Source organism: Stutzerimonas marianensis, assembly GCF_022810315.1.
Lineage (GTDB): Bacteria > Pseudomonadota > Gammaproteobacteria > Pseudomonadales > Pseudomonadaceae > Stutzerimonas > Stutzerimonas marianensis.
In genome coordinates, this window is the sequence record NZ_JALGRD010000007.1 from 132,009 (window position 1) to 151,916 (window position 19,908).

The window sequence follows — 19,908 nt, forward strand, 5'->3', positions numbered from 1 at the left end:
GCCTCTCAACAAGACGACCTGAGGGGCGTGATTAGTGTCAGGTGATCTGGATTTCGATCAGTTCCGGGTGTTTCTGGAAAAGACGTGCGGCATCTTGCTGGGCAACAACAAGCAGTACCTGGTGTCCAGCCGGCTCAACAAGCTGATGGAGCAGCAAGGTCTCAAGACTCTCGGTGACCTGGTCAGGAAGATCCAGGCTCAACCTCGCAGTGGACTGCGCGAACAGGTCGTCGATGCCATGACGACCAACGAGACGCTCTGGTTTCGTGATACCTATCCGTTCGAGGTCATGAAGAGCCGCATCTTGCCGGAGCTGCTCAAAGCCGCGCCGGGCCAGCGCTTGCGCATCTGGTCGGCCGCGTGTTCTTCCGGGCAGGAACCCTATTCGTTGTCGATGACAATCGACGAATACGAGCGCAACAGCCCCAGCCAGCCGAAACTATCGGTACAGATCGTCGCAACCGAGCTGTCCGGCGCCATGCTGGCGGCGAGCAAGGCCGCGGAGTACGACAGCCTGGCAATCGCGCGAGGGCTGTCCAGTGATCGTCTCCAGCGGTACTTCGATGTGAAAGCGCCCGGGCGCTGGGGGGTCAAGCCGGCAATCCGCAACCGTGTCGAGTTTCGCGTGCAGAACCTGCTCGACAGCTATGCCGCGCTGGGCAAGTTCGACGTGGTTTTTTGCCGGAACGTGCTCATCTATTTCTCTGCGGATGTGAAGAAAGACATCCTCCGCCGCATTCATGCCACCCTCAAGCCAGGTGGCTACCTCTTCCTCGGCGCATCCGAAGCGCTGAACGGGTTGCCGGAGCTGTATCAGATGGTGCAGTGCAGCCCCGGCATCATTTATAAGGCCAAATAGCCGACCTCCGAGCGGCAGAATTCTGTCGCTGCGCAACAAGATAGCGGCAAGGAGGATGGAAAAACCTTGCCGCTTTTGACGCCTGAGTAGGCGTACTCTTCCTGAAACCCTTGCAATTCAGTGCCTTGAATAAATGGCACGACCTTTGCTGAAGCTCTGTCACGCAGACTTGTATCCGGCAAAGGTCCAGATCATGAGCATCAGTTTCGACAAGGCACTTGGCATTCACGAGAAGGCGCTCGGCTTTCGCGCGCAGCGCGCCGAGGTATTGGCCAACAACATCGCCAACGCCGACACCCCCAATTACAAGGCCCGTGACCTCGACTTCAGCGCTGTGCTGGCCGCCCAGCACAGCAAGAGCGAGGGGCATTTCGGGGTGAACGTCACCAACAGCAAGCATATCGCCGCCGAGGGGATGGAAATCGCCGATCCCGGCTTGCGTTTCCGTACGCCGGCGCACGCCTCGCTCGACCAGAACACCGTCGACGCTCAGGTGGAGCAGGCCGCCTATGCCGAGAACGCCATCGACTTCCAGGCGAGCTTCACATTGCTCAACAGCAAGTTCAGGGGGCTGATGAGCGCCCTGCGCGGCGAATAAGAGGAGTTTTCCCATGTCCCTTAGCAACGTCTTCAACATCGCCGGCAGCGGCATGAGTGCCCAGAGCACTCGGCTGAATACCATTTCCAGCAACATCGCTAACGCCGAGACGGTGTCCTCCAGCGTCGACCAGACCTATCGTGCGCGGCATCCGGTTTTCGCCACCATGCTGCAGCAGGCCGGAGGCGCGCCGAATGAGTCGCTGTTCGCTGAGCAGGATCAGGCAGGCGCTGGTGTCCAGGTGCTTGGCATCGTCGAGGATCAGAGCGAGCTGCAGGCCCGCTATGAGCCTAACCATCCCGCGGCGAACGCCGACGGCTACGTGTACTACCCGAACGTCAACGTCGTCGAAGAAATGGCAGACATGATCTCGGCCAGCCGCTCGTTCCAGACCAATGCCGAGCTGATGAACACGGCCAAGAGCATGCTTCAGAAAGTCCTGACCCTGGGTCAGTAATCCCTACGAGAGATCGCCATGACGACGACTAACGGTGTCAGCGGTACGGGCTCGGTGCTCGACCAATACCAGATCAAGGATCGGGAAGTTAAGAGTAACGACCTTGGCAAGAACGAGTTCCTCGAGCTGCTGGTAACGCAGCTGAACAACCAGAACCCCCTGGAGCCACAGGAGAACGGTGAGTTCATCGCCCAGTTGGCCCAGTTCAGTACGGTCGAAGGGGTCGAGAAGCTCAACTCCAGCGTCGAGACGATGCTGTCCGGCTATCAGTCCTCGCAGGCACTCCAGGCCTCGTCCCTGGTGGGTCGCAAGGTCATTGTGCCGACCGACAAAGCCGTCGTGGATACCAGCGAGACCTTCAAGGCCAGCCTGGTCCTGCCCACCACCAGCAGCAACGTATCGGTAAACGTCTACGACAGTGCCGGTACGGTCGTGAACCGGATCAACATGGGCCAGCAGGAAGCGGGCAACGTTTCATTCATGTGGGATGGCAAGGACTCGAGCGGCAAAACCTTGCCGCCGGGCACCTACCGATTCGAAGCACAAGCGACCTACCAGGGCGAGACCAAGGGGCTGTACACCCTGCTTCCCGCCAACGTAGACAGCGTCACACTCGGACAGAACGGCGGTGAGCTGATGCTCAACCTGGCCGGTGTCGGCAGCATCGCGCTGTCGCAAGTCCAGGTCATCGGCCAGTAACCGCCGGCACGCCCGGCACAGGAGCATTTCATGTCGTTCAATATCGGCCTCAGCGGCATGCGCGCCGCCAGCAAAGACCTCAACGTCACCGGTAACAACATCGCCAACGCGGGCACGGTGGGCTTCAAGCAGTCGCGTGCGGAGTTTTCCGATGTGTATGCCGCCTCGATGCTGGGCTCCGGCAAGAATCCGGTCGGCAGCGGCGTTCTGCTGTCCGACATTTCCCAGCAGTTCAACCAGGGCAACATCAACTACACGCAGAATGCCCTCGACCTGGCGATCAACGGCAACGGCTTTTTCCAGGTCAGCAACAACGGTGCGCTGAGCTATACCCGTGCCGGTTACTTCGGTACGGACAAAGAGGGCAACTTGGTCGATAACTTCGGCTACAACCTGCAAGGTTATGGCGTCGATGACAACGGCAACATCCGCACGGGACAGGTCAGCGATCTGAAGATCCAGACGTCCAGCCAGGAGCCCAAGGCCACGACCAAGGTCACCCAAGGCTTCAACCTGAACTCGACGAACACCGAGCCGGTCAACACGCCGTTCGATCCGTCCGATCCGTTGAGCTACAACTCGTCCACCTCGACCAATATCTATGACGAGCAGGGCAACGCCCATGTCATGACTCAGTATTTCGTCAAGACCGGCACCGCCAATACCTGGCAGATGCACGTCCTGGTCGACGGGCGAAATCCGGCCGATCCAGTCAATAGCACCGCGCCGGCAACCACGGCGCTGCAGTTCAGCCCCTCCGGCGCCCTGATCGATCCGGCCAGTGGCACCTCTGCCATTACCGGTTGGCAGCCGGCCGTGAAGAATACCGACGGTACGTGGTCATTGAACAATGCAGCGCCGGCGGCCGGCTTGAACATGACGCTGGACATGCGAGGCTCGACCCAGTACGCCAGCGCCTTCGCCGTCAACAGTGTCAGCCAGGACGGCTACACCACCGGCGAACTGGCGGGCCTGGAGATCAGCGAGACCGGCGAGATTTTCGCGCGCTACACCAACGGACAATCCAAGGTGCAGGGGCAGATCATCCTGGCGAACTTCGCCAACGTTCAAGGTTTGACGCCTGTCGGCAAGACCCAGTGGGTGCAATCGTTCGAATCGGGCGAGCCGGTTCGCAACCCGCCGGGTAGCGGTACGCTGGGTTCGCTGCAGGCCGGCGCGCTTGAGGATTCGAACGTTGAATTGTCCGACCAGCTCGTCAACCTGATCGTGGCGCAACGCAACTACCAGGCGAACGCAAAAACCATCGAGACCGAAAGCGCCATCACTCAGACGATCATCAACTTGCGCTAAGCGTCCATCCTTTGACAGCGGGGCGGCGGGAAACTGCCGCCTCGCCAGCTTCAGGCCCCTCGGGGCCTTTTTTTTCATATAAAAATCCTTTTATTTCAGCCGTTTAGATTGATTGGCTGCGGTGGCATGCGTCTTGCTATTTAAGCTTCTGAAGAGTCATTACGCGTCAATCAGCGCGTTTCGGAGGTTCGATGGACAAGATGCTTTATGTAGCGATGACGGGTGCGAGCCAGAACGCGCGCGCTCAGCAGGCGCACGCCAACAACCTGGCAAACATCTCGACAACCGGCTTCCGGCGCGACTTCGAGCAGGCCCGCTCGATGCAGGTATTCGGCGACACGTTCCCCGCTCGCGTCTATGCGATGACGGAGCGACCCGGCACGGATTTCAGCGCCGGCACCCTGCAAGAGACCGGCCGGGATCTCGATGTTGCCGTCGAAGGCGAGGGCTGGATCGCGGTACAGGCGCCCGATGGCAGCGAGGCCTATGCCCGCACCGGCAGCCTCAACATCGACACCCTGGGCATCCTGCGCACCGGCGATGGTTTGCCGGTGCTCGGCAATGCGGGGCCGATCGCCGTGCCCCCGGAGGAGAAGGTCGAGATCGGCGCCGATGGCTCCATCAGCATTCGCGCGCTCGGTGAAGACCCGAACGTAGTGGTGACGGTCGATCGCCTGAAGCTGGTGAACCCCGATCCCAAGCAACTGGAGAAGGGCACCGACGGATTGATCCGCATGAAGGACGGCCAGCCTGTCGAGGCTGATGCCGCGGTCCGTGTCACGTCCGGCTTCCTCGAGGCGAGCAACGTCAATGCCGTCGCCGAGATGACTTCGATGCTTGCCCTGTCCCGGCAATTCGAGCTTCACGTGAAGATGATGCGCACGGCCGAAGAAGACAGTGCCGCAGCGGCCCGAGTCTTGCAGAACAGCTAACAAACTAGGCGGCGTGCCTGATTCCCGGCACGCGAGGAGAAGACCATGCTTCCAGCACTGTGGGTGAGTAAGACCGGTTTGTCCGCCCAGGACATGAACCTGACCACCATTTCCAACAACCTGGCGAACGTGTCCACCACCGGCTTCAAGAAGGACCGTGCCGAGTTCCAGGACCTGCTCTACCAGATCCGTCGCCAGCCCGGCGGCCAGTCCAGCCAGGACAGCGAATTGCCGTCCGGCCTGCAGCTGGGTACCGGTGTGCGCATCGTCGGAACGCAGAAGCAGTTCACCACCGGCAGCCTGCAAACCACCGAGCAGCCACTGGACATGGCCATCAATGGTCGCGGGTTCTTCCAGGTCCTGCTGCCCGACGGCACCGTGTCCTATTCCCGTGACGGTAGCTTCCACCTGAACGCCGATGGCCAGATCGTCACCTCCAATGGCTACGCGTTGGAGCCCGCCATCGTCGTGCCGCCGGAAACCCAGACCTTCACCGTGGGCGAGGACGGCACCGTCTCGGTCACGACGCTCGGCAATCCGGCGCCGCAGGTGATCGGCAACATCCAGACCGCTGACTTCGTCAACCCGGCTGGTCTGCAGGCCATGGGCAGCAACCTGTTCCTTGAAACCGCCGCCAGTGGCGCGCCGCAGGTCAGCACGCCGGGCCTCAACGGCCTGGGCACCGTGCTGCAGAACACACTGGAAAACTCCAACGTCAGCGTCGTCGAGGAACTGGTGAACATGATCACCACCCAGCGCGCCTACGAGATGAATTCGAAAGTCATCTCCACGGCCGACCAGATGCTGTCTTTCGTTACCCAGCAGCTGTAACAGCAGTCAGCCGCTGGATTGAGGTGAATATGCGTCGCTTGTTGAATGTCCTGCCGCTGGTGCCTGCCATGATCCTGTCCGGGTGCATGGCGCCGGCTCCGAAACCCAACGATCCGTACTACGCGCCGGTGCTGCCACGCACACCGCTGCCGGCTGCGCAAAACAACGGGGCGATCTACCAGGCGGGTTTCGAAACCAATCTGTACGACGACAGGAAGGCCTATCGGGTCGGCGATATCATCACCGTCACGCTCAACGAAAAGACCCAGGCGAGCAAGAACTCGAACTCCAAGATTTCCAAGGAGAGCAAGGCCAATATCGGTCTCGGCTCGCTGTTCGGCGGCGCCGTCTCGATGGCCAACCCGCTGACCGGCAACAGTATGAGCCTGGGCGCCGAGTACGACGCGTCACGTGACACCTCCGGTTCCGGCCAGGCAGGGCAGAGCAACAGCCTGTCCGGCTCGATCACCGTGACCGTCTCGGACGTATTGCCCAACGGCATTCTGGCGATTCGTGGCGAGAAGTGGATGACGCTCAACACCGGCGACGAGCTGGTACGCATCGCTGGCCTGGTGCGCTCGGACGATATCGCGACCGATAACACCGTGCCCTCGACCCGCATTGCCGACGCCCGCATCACCTATTCCGGCACCGGCGCCTTCGCCGATGCCAGCCAGCCAGGTTGGCTGGACCGTTTCTTCATCAGCCCGTTGTGGCCGTTCTAAGCAGGTGTCGGCTATGAAAGTGTTCAGCTTCTTATTGATGGCTCTGCTGTGTCTGGCTGGCGCGCCGGTGCATGCCGAGCGCCTCAAGGACATCGCCAGCATCCAGGGCGTGCGCAGCAACCAGCTGATCGGTTACGGCCTGGTCGTCGGCCTCAATGGCAGCGGTGACCAGACCACCCAGACCCCGTTCACCGTGCAGACCTTCAACAACATGATGGCGCAGTTCGGTATCAAGGTGCCGGCGGGCGGCAACGTGCAGCTGAAGAACGTCGCGGCGGTATCGATCCATGCCGAGCTTCCGCCCTTCGCCAAGCCCGGTCAGACGATCGATATCACGGTATCGTCGATCGGCAACGCCAAGAGTCTGCGCGGCGGTAGCCTGCTCATGGCCCCGCTCAAGGGGATCGACGGTAACGTCTACGCCATTGCCCAGGGCAATCTGGTCGTCGGTGGTTTCGATGCAGGCGGTGCCGACGGCTCGCGCATCACCGTCAACATTCCTTCGGCCGGACGTATCCCCAACGGTGCCACCGTGGAACGCCCAGTACCCAGCGCTTTCAACCAGGGCACCACCCTGACGATGAACCTCAACCGCCCCGATTTCACCACGGCCAAGAACATCGTCGATCACATCAATGAACTGCTCGGTCCGGGCGTGGCCCAGGCGCTCGATGGCGGTTCGATCAGCATCACCGCGCCGCTCGATCCGAGCCAGCGCGTCGATTACCTCTCGATTCTGGAAAACCTTGAGGTCGACGTCGGCCAGGCGGTCGCCAAGGTCATCATCAACTCGCGTACCGGCACCATCGTCATTGGCCAGAATGTGCGCGTGCAGCCGGCTGCCGTGACACACGGCAGCCTGACCGTGACCATCACCGAGGATCCGCAGGTCAGTCAGCCCAATCCGCTGTCCGACGGCCAGACCGTGGTGGTGCCGAACTCCAAGGTGAAAGCCGAGCAGGAAGCCAAGCCGATGTTCAAGTTCGCCCCGGGTACGACGCTCGACGAGATCGTGCGCGCGGTGAACCAGGTCGGCGCGGCTCCGAGTGACCTGATGGCCATCCTCGAGGCGCTCAAACAGGCCGGTGCGCTGCAAGCAGACCTGATCGTGATCTGAGGACCGGGACATGGAAAATCGTCTGGGAACGGCTCGGCGTACGCCTGACAGTGGCAGCTACTCCGACCTGAATCGCTTGAACCAGCTCAAGGTGGGCAAGGACCGCGACAGCGCCGAGAACGTGCGCAAGGTCGCCCAGGAATTCGAGTCCCTGTTCATGAACGAGATGCTCAAGTCGATGCGGTCGGCCACTGAAGTCATGTCCCAGGACAATCCATTCAACAGCCAGGCCAGCAAGCAGTACCAGGACATGCACGACCAGCAGCTGTCGGTCACGCTGTCGAAGGAGGGCGGTGGCATCGGCCTCGCCGACGTGCTGATTCGCCAGCTCAGCAAGCAGCAGGCGCCCAGCGAGAAGCCCAACCCCTTTGCCCAGGTCGCCCAGACGCAAGGCTCCAAGTGGTCGAGCAGCCCCGACGCCGCTGTCGCCAAGGTCGACCCGGCGCGTAACGACGTGCAGATGCTCAATCAGCGGCGTCTGGCGCTGCCTGGCCGGCTCACGGAGCGCAGCCCGGCGGACGTTGCGATGGCGCCTACGCCGACCGAACAGGCCACCCAGGTAGCCCAGGCCGGAACGGTACAGCCTCTGGTCGACCTTGACTGGAAGCCCGCCACCGCTTTTGCCGCACCTGTCGAGGCACCCTTGACCGTCAATGGCGTCGAGGCGAGCGCACCGAGCGCGCCGAGCAAGACACGCTTCAGTTCGCCGGCTGAATTCATCGCGACCATGCTGCCGATGGCCGAAAAAGCGGCCAAGCGCTTGGGCGTGGAAGCGCGTTTCCTCGTGGCACAGGCTGCGCTGGAGACTGGCTGGGGCAAGTCGATGATCAAACAGAAAGACGGCAGCAACAGCCACAACCTGTTTGGCATCAAGGCCACCGGCTGGCAAGGCGAGTCGGCGAAGGTCACCACCACTGAATATGTCAACGGCAAGGCGACCAAGCAGGTCGCCGGCTTCCGCGCCTACGACTCGTTCGAGCAGAGCTTCAACGACTACGTGCGGCTGCTTGAGAGCAACGACCGCTACAAGCCCGCGATCCAGGTGGCGAGCACCTCGGGTGACTCCGAGCGCTTCGTAAAAGAATTGCAGCGGGCCGGCTATGCCACCGACCCACAATACGCGCGGAAGATCAACCAGATCGCCCGCAAGGTGCAGACCTATCAGACTATCGCCGACGCCAGCACGGCGCCGACGACGCGGACTAGAGGCTAATCATGGCTGACCTGTTGAACATAGGCCTGTCTGGCCTGAGTGCCAGCAAGACTCAACTGTCGATCACTGGTCACAACATCAGTAACGTCAACACGCCCGGCTTCAGCCGCCAGGATGCGTCGCAAGCGACCCGCACGCCGCAGTTCAGCGGTGCCGGCTACGTCGGCTCGGGCACGACGCTGGTGGAAGTCCGGCGCAGCTATAGCGAATTCCTCACCGCCCAGCTGCGCAGCAGCACGTCGCTGAGCAGCGACGTGGAGGCGTACAAGAGCCAGATCGACCAGCTCGACTCCCTGCTGGCGGGCAGTACCACGGGCATTACGCCGTCGCTGCAGAAGTTTTTCTCGGCTTTGCAGACCGCGGCGGAAGATCCCGCCAACATTCCGGCGCGTCAGCTCGTGCTGGCTGAAGCCGAAGGCCTGGCGCGCCGCTTCAATACCGTGTCGGATCGCCTGACCGAGCAGAACAATTTCACCAACAAGCAGATGGCTGCGGTGACCGACCAGGTCAATCGCCTGGCCGGCAGCATTGGCAGCCTGAACAATGCCATCGCCATTGCGGCGGCCAACGGGCAGCAGCCCAACGACCTGCTCGATGCGCGCGACGAGGCTGTGCGCCAGCTGTCGACCTATATCGGCGTGACCGTTACGCCGCAGGACGACAACACCTTCAACGTTTCCGTCGGCACAGGGCAGCCGCTCGTGGTCGGCAGCACGGTCAGCCGCCTGGAAGTGGTCCCCGGTCAGAGCGATCCCAATCGGCACGAGATCCAGTTCGTCAGCGGCAGCTCGCGTCAGGGTATTACTTCGCAGATTACCGGCGGTGAGCTGGGCGGGCTGATTCGCTATCGGGAAGAAGTACTCGACCCGACCCTGAATTCGCTCGGCAGGCTGGCGCTGGCGGTGAGCGACCAGGTCAACTCGCAGCAGATCCAGGGGCTTGACCTGAAGGGGCAGGTCGGAACGGCGCTGTTCGGCGACTACAACTCCAGTTCGCTGATGGGGCTGCGTGCGACGCCGTTCAGCAGCAACACCTCGACCGCCGATGCGTCCCTGCGCATCACCGATACCCAGAACCTGACCATCAGCGACTATCGCATGGAGTTCGACGGCACGAACTATACGGCTCGACGCCTGAGCGACGGTGCGAACATCACCGTCACGCAGAATGCCGGCCCGCCGGCCTATCTCAGCTTCGCCGACAGTGCGGGCAAGGACCAGGGGTTCACCGTCGCCATCAGCGGGGCGCCGAACGCTGGCGACAGGTTTTCTCTGCAGCCGACCCGACGGGGCGCCACGGACATCAAGGTGGTGCTGGACCAGGCCGACCAGCTGGCGTTCGCCGCGCCGGTGAGGGCGGAAAGCAACCTGCAGAACGTCGGGACCGGTGTGATCAGCCAGCCTGGCACGACCGACAGTGTCGACATGGCTGCCTTGAAGGCAGCGCTGGGCAGCGACATCACGCTGACCTACAACGCCGGCACGCCGCCGAGCATTACGGGAACAGGAGTGACGCAGGTCAGCCCCGCGGTGTTCACGCCTGGGCAGGCCAATGAACTCGCCATCGAGATCGATGGGCGCAGCTTCACGTTCACTGTCAGCGGCCGTCCGCAGGATGGCGACACCTTCGTCATCGGTTTCAACACCAATGGCGTCTCGGATAACCGCAACGCGTTGAACATGGTCAATCTCCAGACCAAGCAGACCATCGGCGCAGACCCGAGCGTACCGGGGTCCGGCAAGAGTTTTACCGATGGCTACGGCGAGCTGGTCGAGCGTGTCGGCACTCTGACGGCGCAGGCACGAATGGACAGCGAGGCGACCGGCGCGATCCTCAAGCAGGCCACGGACAATCGTGATTCGTTGTCTGCGGTCAACCTCGACGAAGAGGCGGCGAACCTGATCAAGTTCGAGCAGTACTACAACGCGTCTGCCCAGATCATTCAAGTTGCCCGCACGATGTTCGATACATTGATCAGCACCTTCAGGTAATAAGGCCGGCTTATGCGCATCTCGACCCTGCAAGCATTCAATAACGGCGTATCCGGCATCCAGCGGAACTATGCCAACGCCACGCGCACCCAGGAGCAGATCAGCACCGGCAATCGGATTCTCACGCCGGCGGACGACCCTGTCGCCTCGGTTCGTCTGCTCCAACTCGAGCAGCAACAGAGCGTGCTGAGCCAATATGATTCGAACCTGACGGCGGCCAAGAACAGCCTGACCCAGGAAGAGGTGACACTCAACTCGGTCAACACCGTGCTGCAACGTGTGCGGGAATTGGCCGTCCAGGCAGGCAATGGCGCGCTGGACCCGCAAGACCGGAAATCCATCGCAGCGGAACTGGGCGAGCGCGAAGATGAACTGCTGGCATTGATGAACACGCGCAATGCTCGCGGCGAATACCTGTTCTCCGGTTTCCAGGGCAAGACCCAGCCGTTCGTTCGCGCGGCAGACGGCAGCTACAGCTATCAGGGTGACGAGGGGCAGCGCAAACTGCAGATTGCCAGCTCCCTGAGCATTCCGATCAGTGACAACGGCAAGTCCGTGTTCCAGTCCGTGACGAATGCCGGCCGGCTGTCGATGACTCCGGCCGCCAGCAGCATCAGCGCGCCGGCGGTGCGGCTCTCGGCGCCACTGGTCGAGGATGAAGTCGCGTTTGCCGCGACGGACTTCCCGGCGGCGGGCTTCGAGGTGCGCTTCGATCCGACCGATCCCAAGGCGTACGAGGTGTACGAGGTGGGTGGCACTGTAGCGCTGCAGAGCGGCCGCCTCGACGAAGACGACACCTCCAGCGACAAGCTGGTGTTTCGCGGCATGACGATCCATATCGATGGTGTTCCCGCAGGCGGTGAGACCTTCACCTTTCAGCGAACTGGCCAGGAAAAACAGGGCGTGCTGGACACCGTCGCTAACCTGCGCAAGGCACTTGAAGATCCGGCCACGGGCAATAACGGTGTGCGCGATGCGGTCGGCGTTGCCCTGACCAACCTCGATCACGGCATGGTCACTGTCGATGCGGCGCGCGGCAACATCGGGGCGCGCTTGAACGTCATCGAAACCACTCAGACTGATAACCAGGACGTTTCCTTGGTGAACAAGGGTGTCCAGGCCGAGCTGCGTGAGCTGGACTACGCCGAGGCGCTTTCCCGCCTGTCCCTGCAGACGGTCGTCCTGGAAGCTGCGCAGCAGAGTTACGTGAAGATATCCGGATTAAGCCTGTTCAACGTCATGAGATAACTGGCGCTTCCGCCCGTCGCTGCGCCGGATACAGGCTGCGACCCGCCGGGAATAACGCGCCGATCGGTCAGAGCACGGCTGCCAAGGCCGTTTTCGCGTTTGCAATGGTTCACATAACGGGACACTCGGTTTGACTTGGCTCGCTCAATACTTAGAGTGACCGGGCGGCGCATGGAGTACCGCGCCGGTCTATACCGAACTTCAAAAGGATGTGAAACATGACCAAGTCTTTCCTGACTGCTGCGTTTTTTGCGTTGTTCACCAGCGTTTCGGTCGGTGCCAGTGCCGCCGACGCGCAGCCGGCCAAGCCAGCCTCCGTTGTCGCTCAGGCGGCAGCCATTAACCTCAATACCGCTGATGCCGATACGCTGACCCGCGAACTTGCCGGCATCGGCGCGACCAAAGCCCAGGCCATCGTCGATTATCGCGACGCTCACGGCCCCTTCACCGCGGTCGACGAGCTGCTCGAAGTCAAGGGCATCGGCGCGGCCACCCTGGAAAAGAATCGCGCCAAGCTCAGCGTCAACTGAAGCGGGACCCGATCAAGAGGCCGGTCATCTGACCGGCTTTTTTGTTTCTGCCGTACGCCCCCTGGGCTTGCGAACCGGCGATGCGTATCCGTTGTCGTTGTTAGAACGGCCGTTCACGATGGCCCGCTGGTAGGAAGCAAAAATCGCATCAGAAAGGGATTGACAGGCGCTGGTTATGCACATTCGCTTCCGCTTCGACTTTCGGTCATTCCAACACGCGCTGTGCTTTTTTGGCTTCCGATAAGTCGTTGATTCATAGAGCAATATTAGGGGTGAGCAAAAAGCCGTCGATCCGTAGAGAGGGCCCGCGCCACGGGCGTTGGCGGCAACCATCCAGACGCTGCACACAGACTTACCCACAGGTTTTGTGGATAAACCTTCCAGCCCAAACGGGCCGGCACTTTGCGAGGATTCGAGCCATGGCTGCACCCTGGATGTTCTTCAAGTACCTGCCATTGGCCCGGCGCGTGCTGGCTCGGGGTCGCTTGCCGGCGGTCCTCGTCGCCGTCGCACGGAAACGCTCTTCCAAAGGCGGGCTGCTCAAGGGATTGCGCGAGGATCTCAGCCTGTTGCAGGCGCTCTGCGTCGCCTGGTGGCGCGGCGAATACCGGGCCGTCAGTCGCCCGGCATTGGTCGCGGCGGTTGCTGGGCTGTTGTATTTCCTTTCGCCGCTCGACGCCATACCGGACTGGATACCGGGGCTGGGCTTCGTTGACGACCTGGCCGTGCTGGGCTGGGTGATGCGCAAATGGTCCGGTGAGCTTGATGCGTTTCGTCAGTGGCGAGACCGGCAACCCGCCACTGTCCGTGAAGAGCTGGAGCGCATGCCGGAGGCAGATGGTTCGCTGGGCGAGGATGAGCTGAGCCCAACAAGACGCCGCTAACGCGCACCGATCTGCAGGGATTAATCCCAACTTGCCGATAAATCGATGGCGTTTCGTATTGCTCAAGTGAGGCCTTCTTGGCTAAAACCGACCGCCTAGGCTGTTAATATCCGCCCTTCGAAAGGCAGCCAGCGGAGAGAGCGGATGAGCGTGCAGGTCATCATGCGGGATGGGGCACCCGAGTATGCAGTGTTGCCCTGGGACGACTACCAGGCCCTGCTGACCGCCGCAGGGCAGGCGGCGGAAATCGCTAGGCCGAAATCCATCAATAAGCCTTCATTCAGCGAGCTCGCCGGATTGCGCGAAGCGCGCCAGCTCAGCCAGGCCGACCTGGCGCGAGCGGTGGGGATCAGCCCGGCCTATCTCGCACTGATCGAGACCGGAGAGCGCGATCCGGGCGATGCCATACGCAGCGCGCTGGCGCGGGCGCTGCAGGTCGATGGCTGGGAGCCTCAAGCGTGAGCGATTCCTCCTCGCCGATCCGGATCAGCCGATCACATTGGCAAGCGCTTGTTCACGAGCTGTCGGAAGCCCGTCGGCAGCGTCATCTGGTGACCTATCGCGCCCTCGTCGAGCGGCTCCAGTTACCCACGCCAGCCATGCAGACGCTAACGGCAGCCCTGGAGCATCTCGCTGCGCTCGATGCGCGTGCCGATCGCCCGCTTCGCAGTGCACTGGTGATCAGTCAGGGCGCCAGCCGGCTGCCTCGCACCGGATTCTTCGAATGCGCCAGGCGGCTAGGCCGCTTTACGGGGCCGGTGGATGGCCCGGTCGCTGCGTCATGGCACGCCGGGGAGGTGGCCAGGGTGTTCGAGTTTGATTATCCCGAGGTTCCGTAATGATCTTGAAGCTACGTGCGCGTCTTGGCTATTGGGTTGCGCGAAAGCTGATGGCGTCGCGTTGGGCGGTGCAGCAGCCGAAGATCTGGCGCTGGATGGAAGGGCAGTTCGCGCGCAAGGCAGCGCTAGGGGACCGCTCGGCGCAAAGTTTCTATGGGCATATCCTGCTGTTTCGAGGGCAGGGGTTTGGCGCCAAGCGAGAGGGTATCCGTTTGCTGCGCCTGGCTGCCGAGGCGGGCGATGCAAAGGCAGCCTATCAGATGGGCGTCGTCGCGCTGAGCGAGGACGCTTCGCACGGACCTGATGGTGCTCAGGCTGCTCGGTGGTGGAAGTTGGCGCTCGAGGCGGGCCATCCGCTGGCGGCGACCCGCCTGGCGCAGCTGTACCAGGCCGGTGGGCACGGCCTGGAGGCGGACAAGGATTTGGCAGAGCGCTACAGAGCCAGCGCGGCGCGTGTCGGGCTTTGAGGAGGGGAGGTCGGTGGCTGCGTGCCGATCAGGTGCAGGCTGAAACCAGGCTTCTGCTTGGCACTGCGCTTGGCCTCTGAGGCGAGTGCTGCAAGGCGATCGGCGTCCAGGTCCTCGGCGCTGCCTGGGGTGAGGTGTACGGCGCCGATGGATAGCGAGAGCAAGGAGAATTGTTGTTCACCTCCCTGGCGTCCTTCGGCGATGAAGCATCCAGCCGCCAGATGCTCGTTTCGGTAGAAAGGTATGCAGCGTTTTTCGAAGGCGTCGAACAATCGCTGAATCCTGCTCGGCCAATCGTCCGACAGCATCACCAGCAGGAAATCGTCTCCTCCGATATGGCCGACGAAATCGCAGCCGGGGTCGATCTGTTCATTCAGGCAGCGCGCAAGGCACAGCAGGACCTCGTCGCCCTTGGCGTATCCGTAGATGTCGTTGAAAGGCTTGAAGTGGTCGATATCGACATAGCAGACCACCGCTTCGCGGCGTTGCCGTAACAGGCGCGTCAAGCACTGCTGAATCGGCACGTTGCCGGGCAGAAGGGTCAGAGGGTTGGCGTGGCGGGCCTGCTGGATCTTCATTTCAGTGATCAGCTTGAGCACGTCGATCACCCGTCCGAGGCCGTGGTATCGGCCGTGCTCTGTGATCACAAAGTCTTCTTCGATACGCTGCCGCGCCCGGCTGGTCAGCAGACGGCTGACTTGTTGGAGCGATTGGTTCAGCTCCACGGCGAGGAAGTCATGGCTCATCAACCGGCTGATCGGCTTGCGGGCGAGCAGGTCGGTTGCGAATGGCTTGAGCAGCGCATCGGACAGCAGGTTGCGATGGACAATGCCGACCGGTACCTGCAAATCATCCAACACCGCAACGGAGTTGAGGTTGGCCTGCATGCGGAACAGCGCCAATACATCGGCGATCGGGCTCGTTTCAGCGACGGCTATTTGCTTGAGGACGAGCACCGACAGGTCCGATTCGTCGCTGAGCGAGTCATCGCGCTCGGGGTTGGACGGCAACAGTTTGGCGACGTCGGCGTCCGGCTGCTCCTCGGGTCTGCCGAGCAGGTACCCCTGAACCAGGTCGACCCCCATATCGGCCAGCACGCGTAGCTCTTCGCGCAGCTCGATACCTTCGGCGATCACCTGCGCCCGGGAAGCATGCGCGATCTTGAGAATCGAGCCGACGAACTCACGTTTGACGGCGTCCCGGTGGATGCCATCGATGAAGTACCGATCGATCTTGACGTAATCGGGCCGCAGTTCTGACCACATGCGCAAGCTGGAATAGCCCGCACCGAGATCATCGAGCGCGATCGAAAAGCCCATGTCGCGATAGTGGTGGAGTGCGGCATCGAGCAGTTCGAAATCATCCGTGGGGGTCTGCTCGGTCAGTTCGATGACGACCTGCGATGGGGTGATTCCGTACTGCTGCAGCAGTTCGAGGGTTCGCCCCGGCTTGTGAGTCACGTCGAGGAGCGTTTCAGGCGAGACATTGAGGAAGAGTTTGCCCTGCAGCTCGAGCTGGCTGTAGCGGCGTGAGGCGCAGGCGCGGCAGGTCATCTCGAGCTCGTTGAGGCGCCCGGCATGGCGGGCCGCGGCGAGCAGGTTGATCGGGGAGTGCAGGGAGGTGTTTGACGGCCCTCGGGTCAAGGCTTCGTAGCCGAGTATGGAGCGGCCCGAGAGCGAAACGATGGGCTGGAACAGGGTGGTGATGTCGCCGTGAGCCAGGATGCCATCCAGCGTGCTCAACTGCTCGGTGACGGTCATGATCGTCTCGTATGCGTGGAAATGCGAAGGGCCGCATGTGCGGCCCTCGTATTTACGACGCAAATGATGTCACTTTGATGACATCGTTTGGCTATTACTCCGCGGCGTTGTTTTTCGCCATGGCGTGTTCCAGCCCGAGATAGTCCAGAAGGATGTGCCCGCTTTCGGTGAGATAGGCATCGTCTTCCGGTTTGAGCTTCTCGTCCTCATGCGGCGTGTTTTCATCCTCGCTTTCCAGCTTGGCCAGCGGCTCCTCCCCCTTGGCCTGGCGTCGCGCGTTTTCCAGGGCCAGTTGGCGCTGTTCGATGCGCTCCTGCTGCGCCTTGCGCTTTTCCTCGTTCAGGCTTACGGAGGTTTCATGAGCCAGTTCCTGGGCGAGCGCCAGCCGGTCCCGGGTGAAGACGAAGTCCGCATTGTCCCCGGTGCGCTTGTCGTGACGGGCCTTGAGCTCGGCGAGGAAGGGCTTGAACGGATTCATATCCGGTGTGATCGCCGCGCGAATACTGTCCCAAGGCATGGCCTCGGGCAGGGCGCTTTCGCCAATTTCCTTGGTGTCGACGTTGGCGGGGTAAGAGATGTCTGGAATCACGCCTTGGTGCTGGGTGCTTTGGCCAGACACGCGATAGAACTTGGCCAGGGTCAGCTTGAGTTCGCCATGATTGAGCGGCTGGACGGTCTGCACCGTACCCTTGCCGAAGGTTTGGCCACCGAGGATCAGTGCCCGATGGTAGTCCTGCATGGCGCCGGCGAAAATCTCCGAGGCCGAGGCGGACAGCCGGTTGACCAGCACGGCCAGCGGGCCTTTGTAGAAGGCGCCTTTCTGCTCGTCCGCCAGCACGTCCACGCGACCATCGCTGTTACGGACCAGGACGGTTGGTCCTTGGTCGATGAACAGCCCGGTCAGCTCAGTGGCTTCCTGAAGTGAGCCACCGCCATTGTTACGCAGATCGATCACGACGCCGTCGACCTGTTCATCCTCCAGCTCCGTGAGCAGCTTCTTCACGTCGCGAGTGGTGCTCTTGTAATCCTTGTCGCCCGCGCGGAGCGCCTTGAAGTCGAGATAAAACGCGGGGATCTCGATCACGCCGAGCTTGAAGTCGCGCCCTTCATGAGAGAGGTTCAGCACGGATTTCTTCGCGGCCTGCTCCTCCAGTTTGACGGCTTCGCGCGTGATGGCGACCACCTTGCTGGTCTGGTCGTTCGGCGCGTTGCTGGCGGGAATGATCTCCAGGCGAACCACCGAGCCCTTCGGTCCGCGGATGAGCTTGACCACCTCGTCGAGTCGCCAGCCGATCACGTCGACCATTTCGTCGTCACTTTGACCTACAGCGATGATTTTGTCCGCGGGTGCAATCTGCTTGCTCTTCTCGGCAGGACCGGCCGGGACGAGGCGCACCACCTTGACGTGCTCGTTGTCGCTCTGCAGAACCGCCCCTATGCCTTCGAGGGAGAGGCTCATATTGATGTCGAAGTTCTCGGCGTTGTCCGGCGACAGGTACTGGGTATGAGGATCGTAGGACTGCGCGAAGGCGTTGATGTAGGCCTGGAACACGTCTTCACCGCGGGTCTGTTCGAGCCGCGATAGCTGGTTCCTGTAGCGTTTGGTGAGCAGCTCCTCGATCGCCTTGGGCTCCTTGCCAGCCAGCTTGAGCCGCAGGATCTCGTCCTTGACGCGCTTGCGCCACAGGTCGTCGAGCTCGGCTTCGTCCTTCGGCCAGGCGGCGTTTTCGCGGTCGACCAGCAACTCTTCGTCGACGGTGAAATCGAAGCTGTCGACGCCTTTTTCCAACAGCGACAAGGCGTACTGCAGTCGGCTACGAAGCCGCTCCAACTGAACCTTGTAGATGGCGAAGCCGGGTTCGAGATTGCCGTTGCGCAGGAAGTCGTCGAACTGGTTGCGCCAGGCCTTGAACTCGTCGATGTCGCCCGCGGTGAAATTGCTGCGCGATGGATCGAGCATTTCGATGTAGCTGTCGAAGATCTTCGCCGAGCGGGCATCGTTCAGAGGGGGCTTGTTGTAGTGATGCCGCTTGAGCAGCTCCACGATATTGAGGCTGGCGATCACCTGGTCGCGATCAGGCTGGAGGTAATCCCAGTCGTGTCCCTCGGAGGGCTTGGCCAGGGCGCTCGACGCCTGGAAGCCCAGGAGCAGGGCGACTACGCCAGCAGTCAAGCTGCGTTTAAGGTCGAAGGGGCGGCGCGTGGCTTGGTTATAACGCATATAGGGCCATCATGTTCAGGGGCCGGGACGTGATGTCCGACGGGGATAACAACAGCCCGATGGTAACTGCCCGCTGGCGTGCGTGACAGATCGCGCGTCACACTTGCAGGACAGCGTTACCCTGAGGCACTGCGAGCCCTGCCTAGGTTCCACGCGGGGGAAACGGCAGGTAGCCTAGTCCGGCGATCTATCAAAAAGCCTGCATCGCCAGCGAGAAACGGTTGGGCGGGCACAGGTACGAACCACTATGGAGGCAGCATGAAGGCATTGCAAGGCATCGAAGGGCAGCTTGAGTGGACCGAGCGCAGCGCGCCTGAATGTGGTGCGGGTCAGGTTCGCATTCGCGTAGCGGCTGCCGGCCTCAATCGGGCGGATCTGCTGCAGCGTGCGGGGCTTTATCCGCCACCGCCCGGCGTCACCGATATCCTCGGACTGGAGTGCGCCGGTGTGGTCACCGAGGTCGGCAGCGGTGTAACACACCGGGTCGGCGACCGGGTGTGTGCCCTGCTGGCCGGCGGTGGTATGGCGGAGCAGGTCGTGGTCGATGGTCGCCATGCACTGCCAGTGCCGGAAGGGCTTTCGCTGACCGAAGCTGCGGTCATCCCGGAGGTCTATGCGACCGCCTGGCTGAACCTGTTCCGCCTGGGCAATATCCAGCCTGGTGAAAAGGTGCTTCTGCATGCTGGGGCCAGCGGCGTGGGATCGGCCGGCATTCAGCTCTGCAAGGTCTTCGGCAACCCCTGCTGGGTCAGCGTGGGGTCGGCGGAGCGGCTGGCCTATTGCGAGTCGCTGGGTGCGCAGGGCGGTGTACTGCGTGAGGAGGCACTCGATGCGCTCAAGGACTTCGGACCGTTCGACATGATTCTCGACCCGGTCGGTGGCAAGTACGCGGCGCTCAACAGCCAGCTGCTGGCGACCGACGGCCGCTGGGTGATCATCGGCCTGATGGGCGGGCGCAAGGCCGAGATGGATCTGGCAGCCCTGCTTGCCAAGCGTGTGCAGGTGATCGGCTCGACCCTACGTAGCCGTGATGCGGACTACAAGGCAGCGCTGCTGGCGGAACTGCAGGAAAAAACCTGGCTCCTGTTTGCCGACAGAACCCTTGCCACCCGACTGGAGCGCAGCTTTCCCATCGGGGACGTCGAGGCTGCATTCGCCGCCCTGGCCAGTAATCAGATTTCCGGCAAGGTGGCGTTGGTCATCGACGACAGCCTCTGACGCGCCAG

At 61.9% G+C, this 19,908-nt stretch carries 20 protein-coding genes; 18 read left to right on the top strand and 2 right to left on the bottom strand.

Annotation, left to right across the window (positions count from 1 at the left end; all coding sequences use genetic code 11):
- The first annotated feature begins 34 nt into the window (after positions 1-34).
- From MST27_RS13615 to MST27_RS13695, 17 genes are all read left to right on the top strand, one after another.
- Entirely contained in the window at positions 35-859 is an 825-nt protein-coding gene (locus MST27_RS13615) for a CheR family methyltransferase (protein ID WP_243606481.1), read from the top strand.
- A gap of 193 nt (positions 860-1,052) precedes the next feature.
- The gene (gene flgB / locus MST27_RS13620) at positions 1,053-1,457 is read left to right on the top strand and encodes a flagellar basal body rod protein FlgB (protein ID WP_243606482.1); all 405 of its coding nucleotides are present in this window, start codon (positions 1,053-1,055) and stop codon (positions 1,455-1,457) included.
- Between the two features lie 13 nt (positions 1,458-1,470).
- Positions 1,471-1,914 carry a flagellar basal body rod protein FlgC gene (gene flgC / locus MST27_RS13625; protein WP_243606483.1) on the top strand — a complete coding sequence of 148 codons (444 nt, stop codon included), beginning with the start codon at positions 1,471-1,473 and terminating at the stop codon, positions 1,912-1,914.
- 18 nt (positions 1,915-1,932) lie between these two features.
- Entirely contained in the window at positions 1,933-2,613 is a 681-nt protein-coding gene (flgD, locus tag MST27_RS13630; RefSeq protein WP_243606484.1) for a flagellar hook assembly protein FlgD, read from the top strand.
- Between the two features lie 30 nt (positions 2,614-2,643).
- Positions 2,644-3,924 (top strand): flagellar hook protein FlgE, encoded by a 1,281-nt coding sequence (gene flgE / locus MST27_RS13635; RefSeq protein ID WP_243606485.1) that lies wholly within the window; start codon positions 2,644-2,646, stop codon positions 3,922-3,924.
- A gap of 191 nt (positions 3,925-4,115) precedes the next feature.
- Positions 4,116-4,856: a flagellar basal-body rod protein FlgF gene (gene flgF, locus MST27_RS13640; protein WP_243606486.1), complete on the top strand. Its 741-nt coding sequence runs from the start codon at positions 4,116-4,118 to the stop codon at positions 4,854-4,856.
- Positions 4,857-4,901: 45 nt separating this feature from the next.
- Positions 4,902-5,687, top strand: coding sequence for a flagellar basal-body rod protein FlgG (gene flgG, locus MST27_RS13645; RefSeq protein ID WP_243606487.1), 786 nt, complete (start codon positions 4,902-4,904; stop codon positions 5,685-5,687).
- 29 nt (positions 5,688-5,716) lie between these two features.
- Positions 5,717-6,412 carry a flagellar basal body L-ring protein FlgH gene (flgH, locus tag MST27_RS13650; RefSeq protein WP_243606488.1) on the top strand — a complete coding sequence of 232 codons (696 nt, stop codon included), beginning with the start codon at positions 5,717-5,719 and terminating at the stop codon, positions 6,410-6,412.
- Positions 6,413-6,425: 13 nt separating this feature from the next.
- A complete protein-coding gene (locus tag MST27_RS13655; RefSeq protein WP_243606489.1) occupies positions 6,426-7,529 on the top strand; it encodes a flagellar basal body P-ring protein FlgI in 1,104 nt (367 codons plus the stop codon).
- Positions 7,530-7,539: 10 nt separating this feature from the next.
- Positions 7,540-8,742 (top strand): flagellar assembly peptidoglycan hydrolase FlgJ, encoded by a 1,203-nt coding sequence (flgJ, locus tag MST27_RS13660; protein WP_243606490.1) that lies wholly within the window; start codon positions 7,540-7,542, stop codon positions 8,740-8,742.
- A 2-nt stretch (positions 8,743-8,744) separates the two neighbouring features.
- On the top strand, positions 8,745-10,733 hold the full coding sequence (gene flgK, locus MST27_RS13665) for a flagellar hook-associated protein FlgK (RefSeq protein WP_243606491.1): 1,989 nt from the start codon (positions 8,745-8,747) through the stop codon (positions 10,731-10,733).
- Between the two features lie 12 nt (positions 10,734-10,745).
- Entirely contained in the window at positions 10,746-11,981 is a 1,236-nt protein-coding gene (gene flgL / locus MST27_RS13670) for a flagellar hook-associated protein FlgL (protein WP_243606492.1), read from the top strand.
- 218 nt (positions 11,982-12,199) lie between these two features.
- The gene (locus tag MST27_RS13675; protein WP_243606493.1) at positions 12,200-12,511 is read left to right on the top strand and encodes a ComEA family DNA-binding protein; all 312 of its coding nucleotides are present in this window, start codon (positions 12,200-12,202) and stop codon (positions 12,509-12,511) included.
- Positions 12,512-12,930: 419 nt separating this feature from the next.
- The gene (locus MST27_RS13680; RefSeq protein WP_243606494.1) at positions 12,931-13,395 is read left to right on the top strand and encodes a YkvA family protein; all 465 of its coding nucleotides are present in this window, start codon (positions 12,931-12,933) and stop codon (positions 13,393-13,395) included.
- Between the two features lie 144 nt (positions 13,396-13,539).
- Positions 13,540-13,857 carry a helix-turn-helix domain-containing protein gene (locus MST27_RS13685; RefSeq protein WP_243606495.1) on the top strand — a complete coding sequence of 106 codons (318 nt, stop codon included), beginning with the start codon at positions 13,540-13,542 and terminating at the stop codon, positions 13,855-13,857.
- Positions 13,854-14,234: a hypothetical protein gene (locus tag MST27_RS13690; RefSeq protein ID WP_243606496.1), complete on the top strand. Its 381-nt coding sequence runs from the start codon at positions 13,854-13,856 to the stop codon at positions 14,232-14,234. Before MST27_RS13685 ends, MST27_RS13690 begins: the two co-directional genes overlap by 4 nt.
- The gene (locus MST27_RS13695; protein WP_243606497.1) at positions 14,234-14,701 is read left to right on the top strand and encodes an SEL1-like repeat protein; all 468 of its coding nucleotides are present in this window, start codon (positions 14,234-14,236) and stop codon (positions 14,699-14,701) included. The genes MST27_RS13690 and MST27_RS13695 overlap by 1 nt, the downstream gene beginning before the upstream one ends.
- Here MST27_RS13695 and MST27_RS13700 read toward each other — a convergent pair.
- Together MST27_RS13700 and MST27_RS13705 are read right to left on the bottom strand one after the other, a co-directional pair.
- On the bottom strand, positions 14,668-16,461 hold the full coding sequence (locus MST27_RS13700) for a bifunctional diguanylate cyclase/phosphodiesterase (RefSeq protein WP_243606498.1): 1,794 nt from the start codon (positions 16,459-16,461) through the stop codon (positions 14,668-14,670). The genes MST27_RS13695 and MST27_RS13700 overlap by 34 nt on opposite strands.
- A gap of 94 nt (positions 16,462-16,555) precedes the next feature.
- The gene (locus MST27_RS13705; RefSeq protein WP_243606499.1) at positions 16,556-18,682 is read right to left on the bottom strand and encodes a carboxy terminal-processing peptidase; all 2,127 of its coding nucleotides are present in this window, start codon (positions 18,680-18,682) and stop codon (positions 16,556-16,558) included.
- A gap of 258 nt (positions 18,683-18,940) precedes the next feature.
- On the opposite strand from MST27_RS13705, the gene MST27_RS13710 reads away from it, so the two are divergent.
- Positions 18,941-19,900 (top strand): NAD(P)H-quinone oxidoreductase, encoded by a 960-nt coding sequence (locus MST27_RS13710; protein WP_243606500.1) that lies wholly within the window; start codon positions 18,941-18,943, stop codon positions 19,898-19,900.
- The last annotated feature ends 8 nt before the right edge of the window (positions 19,901-19,908 follow it).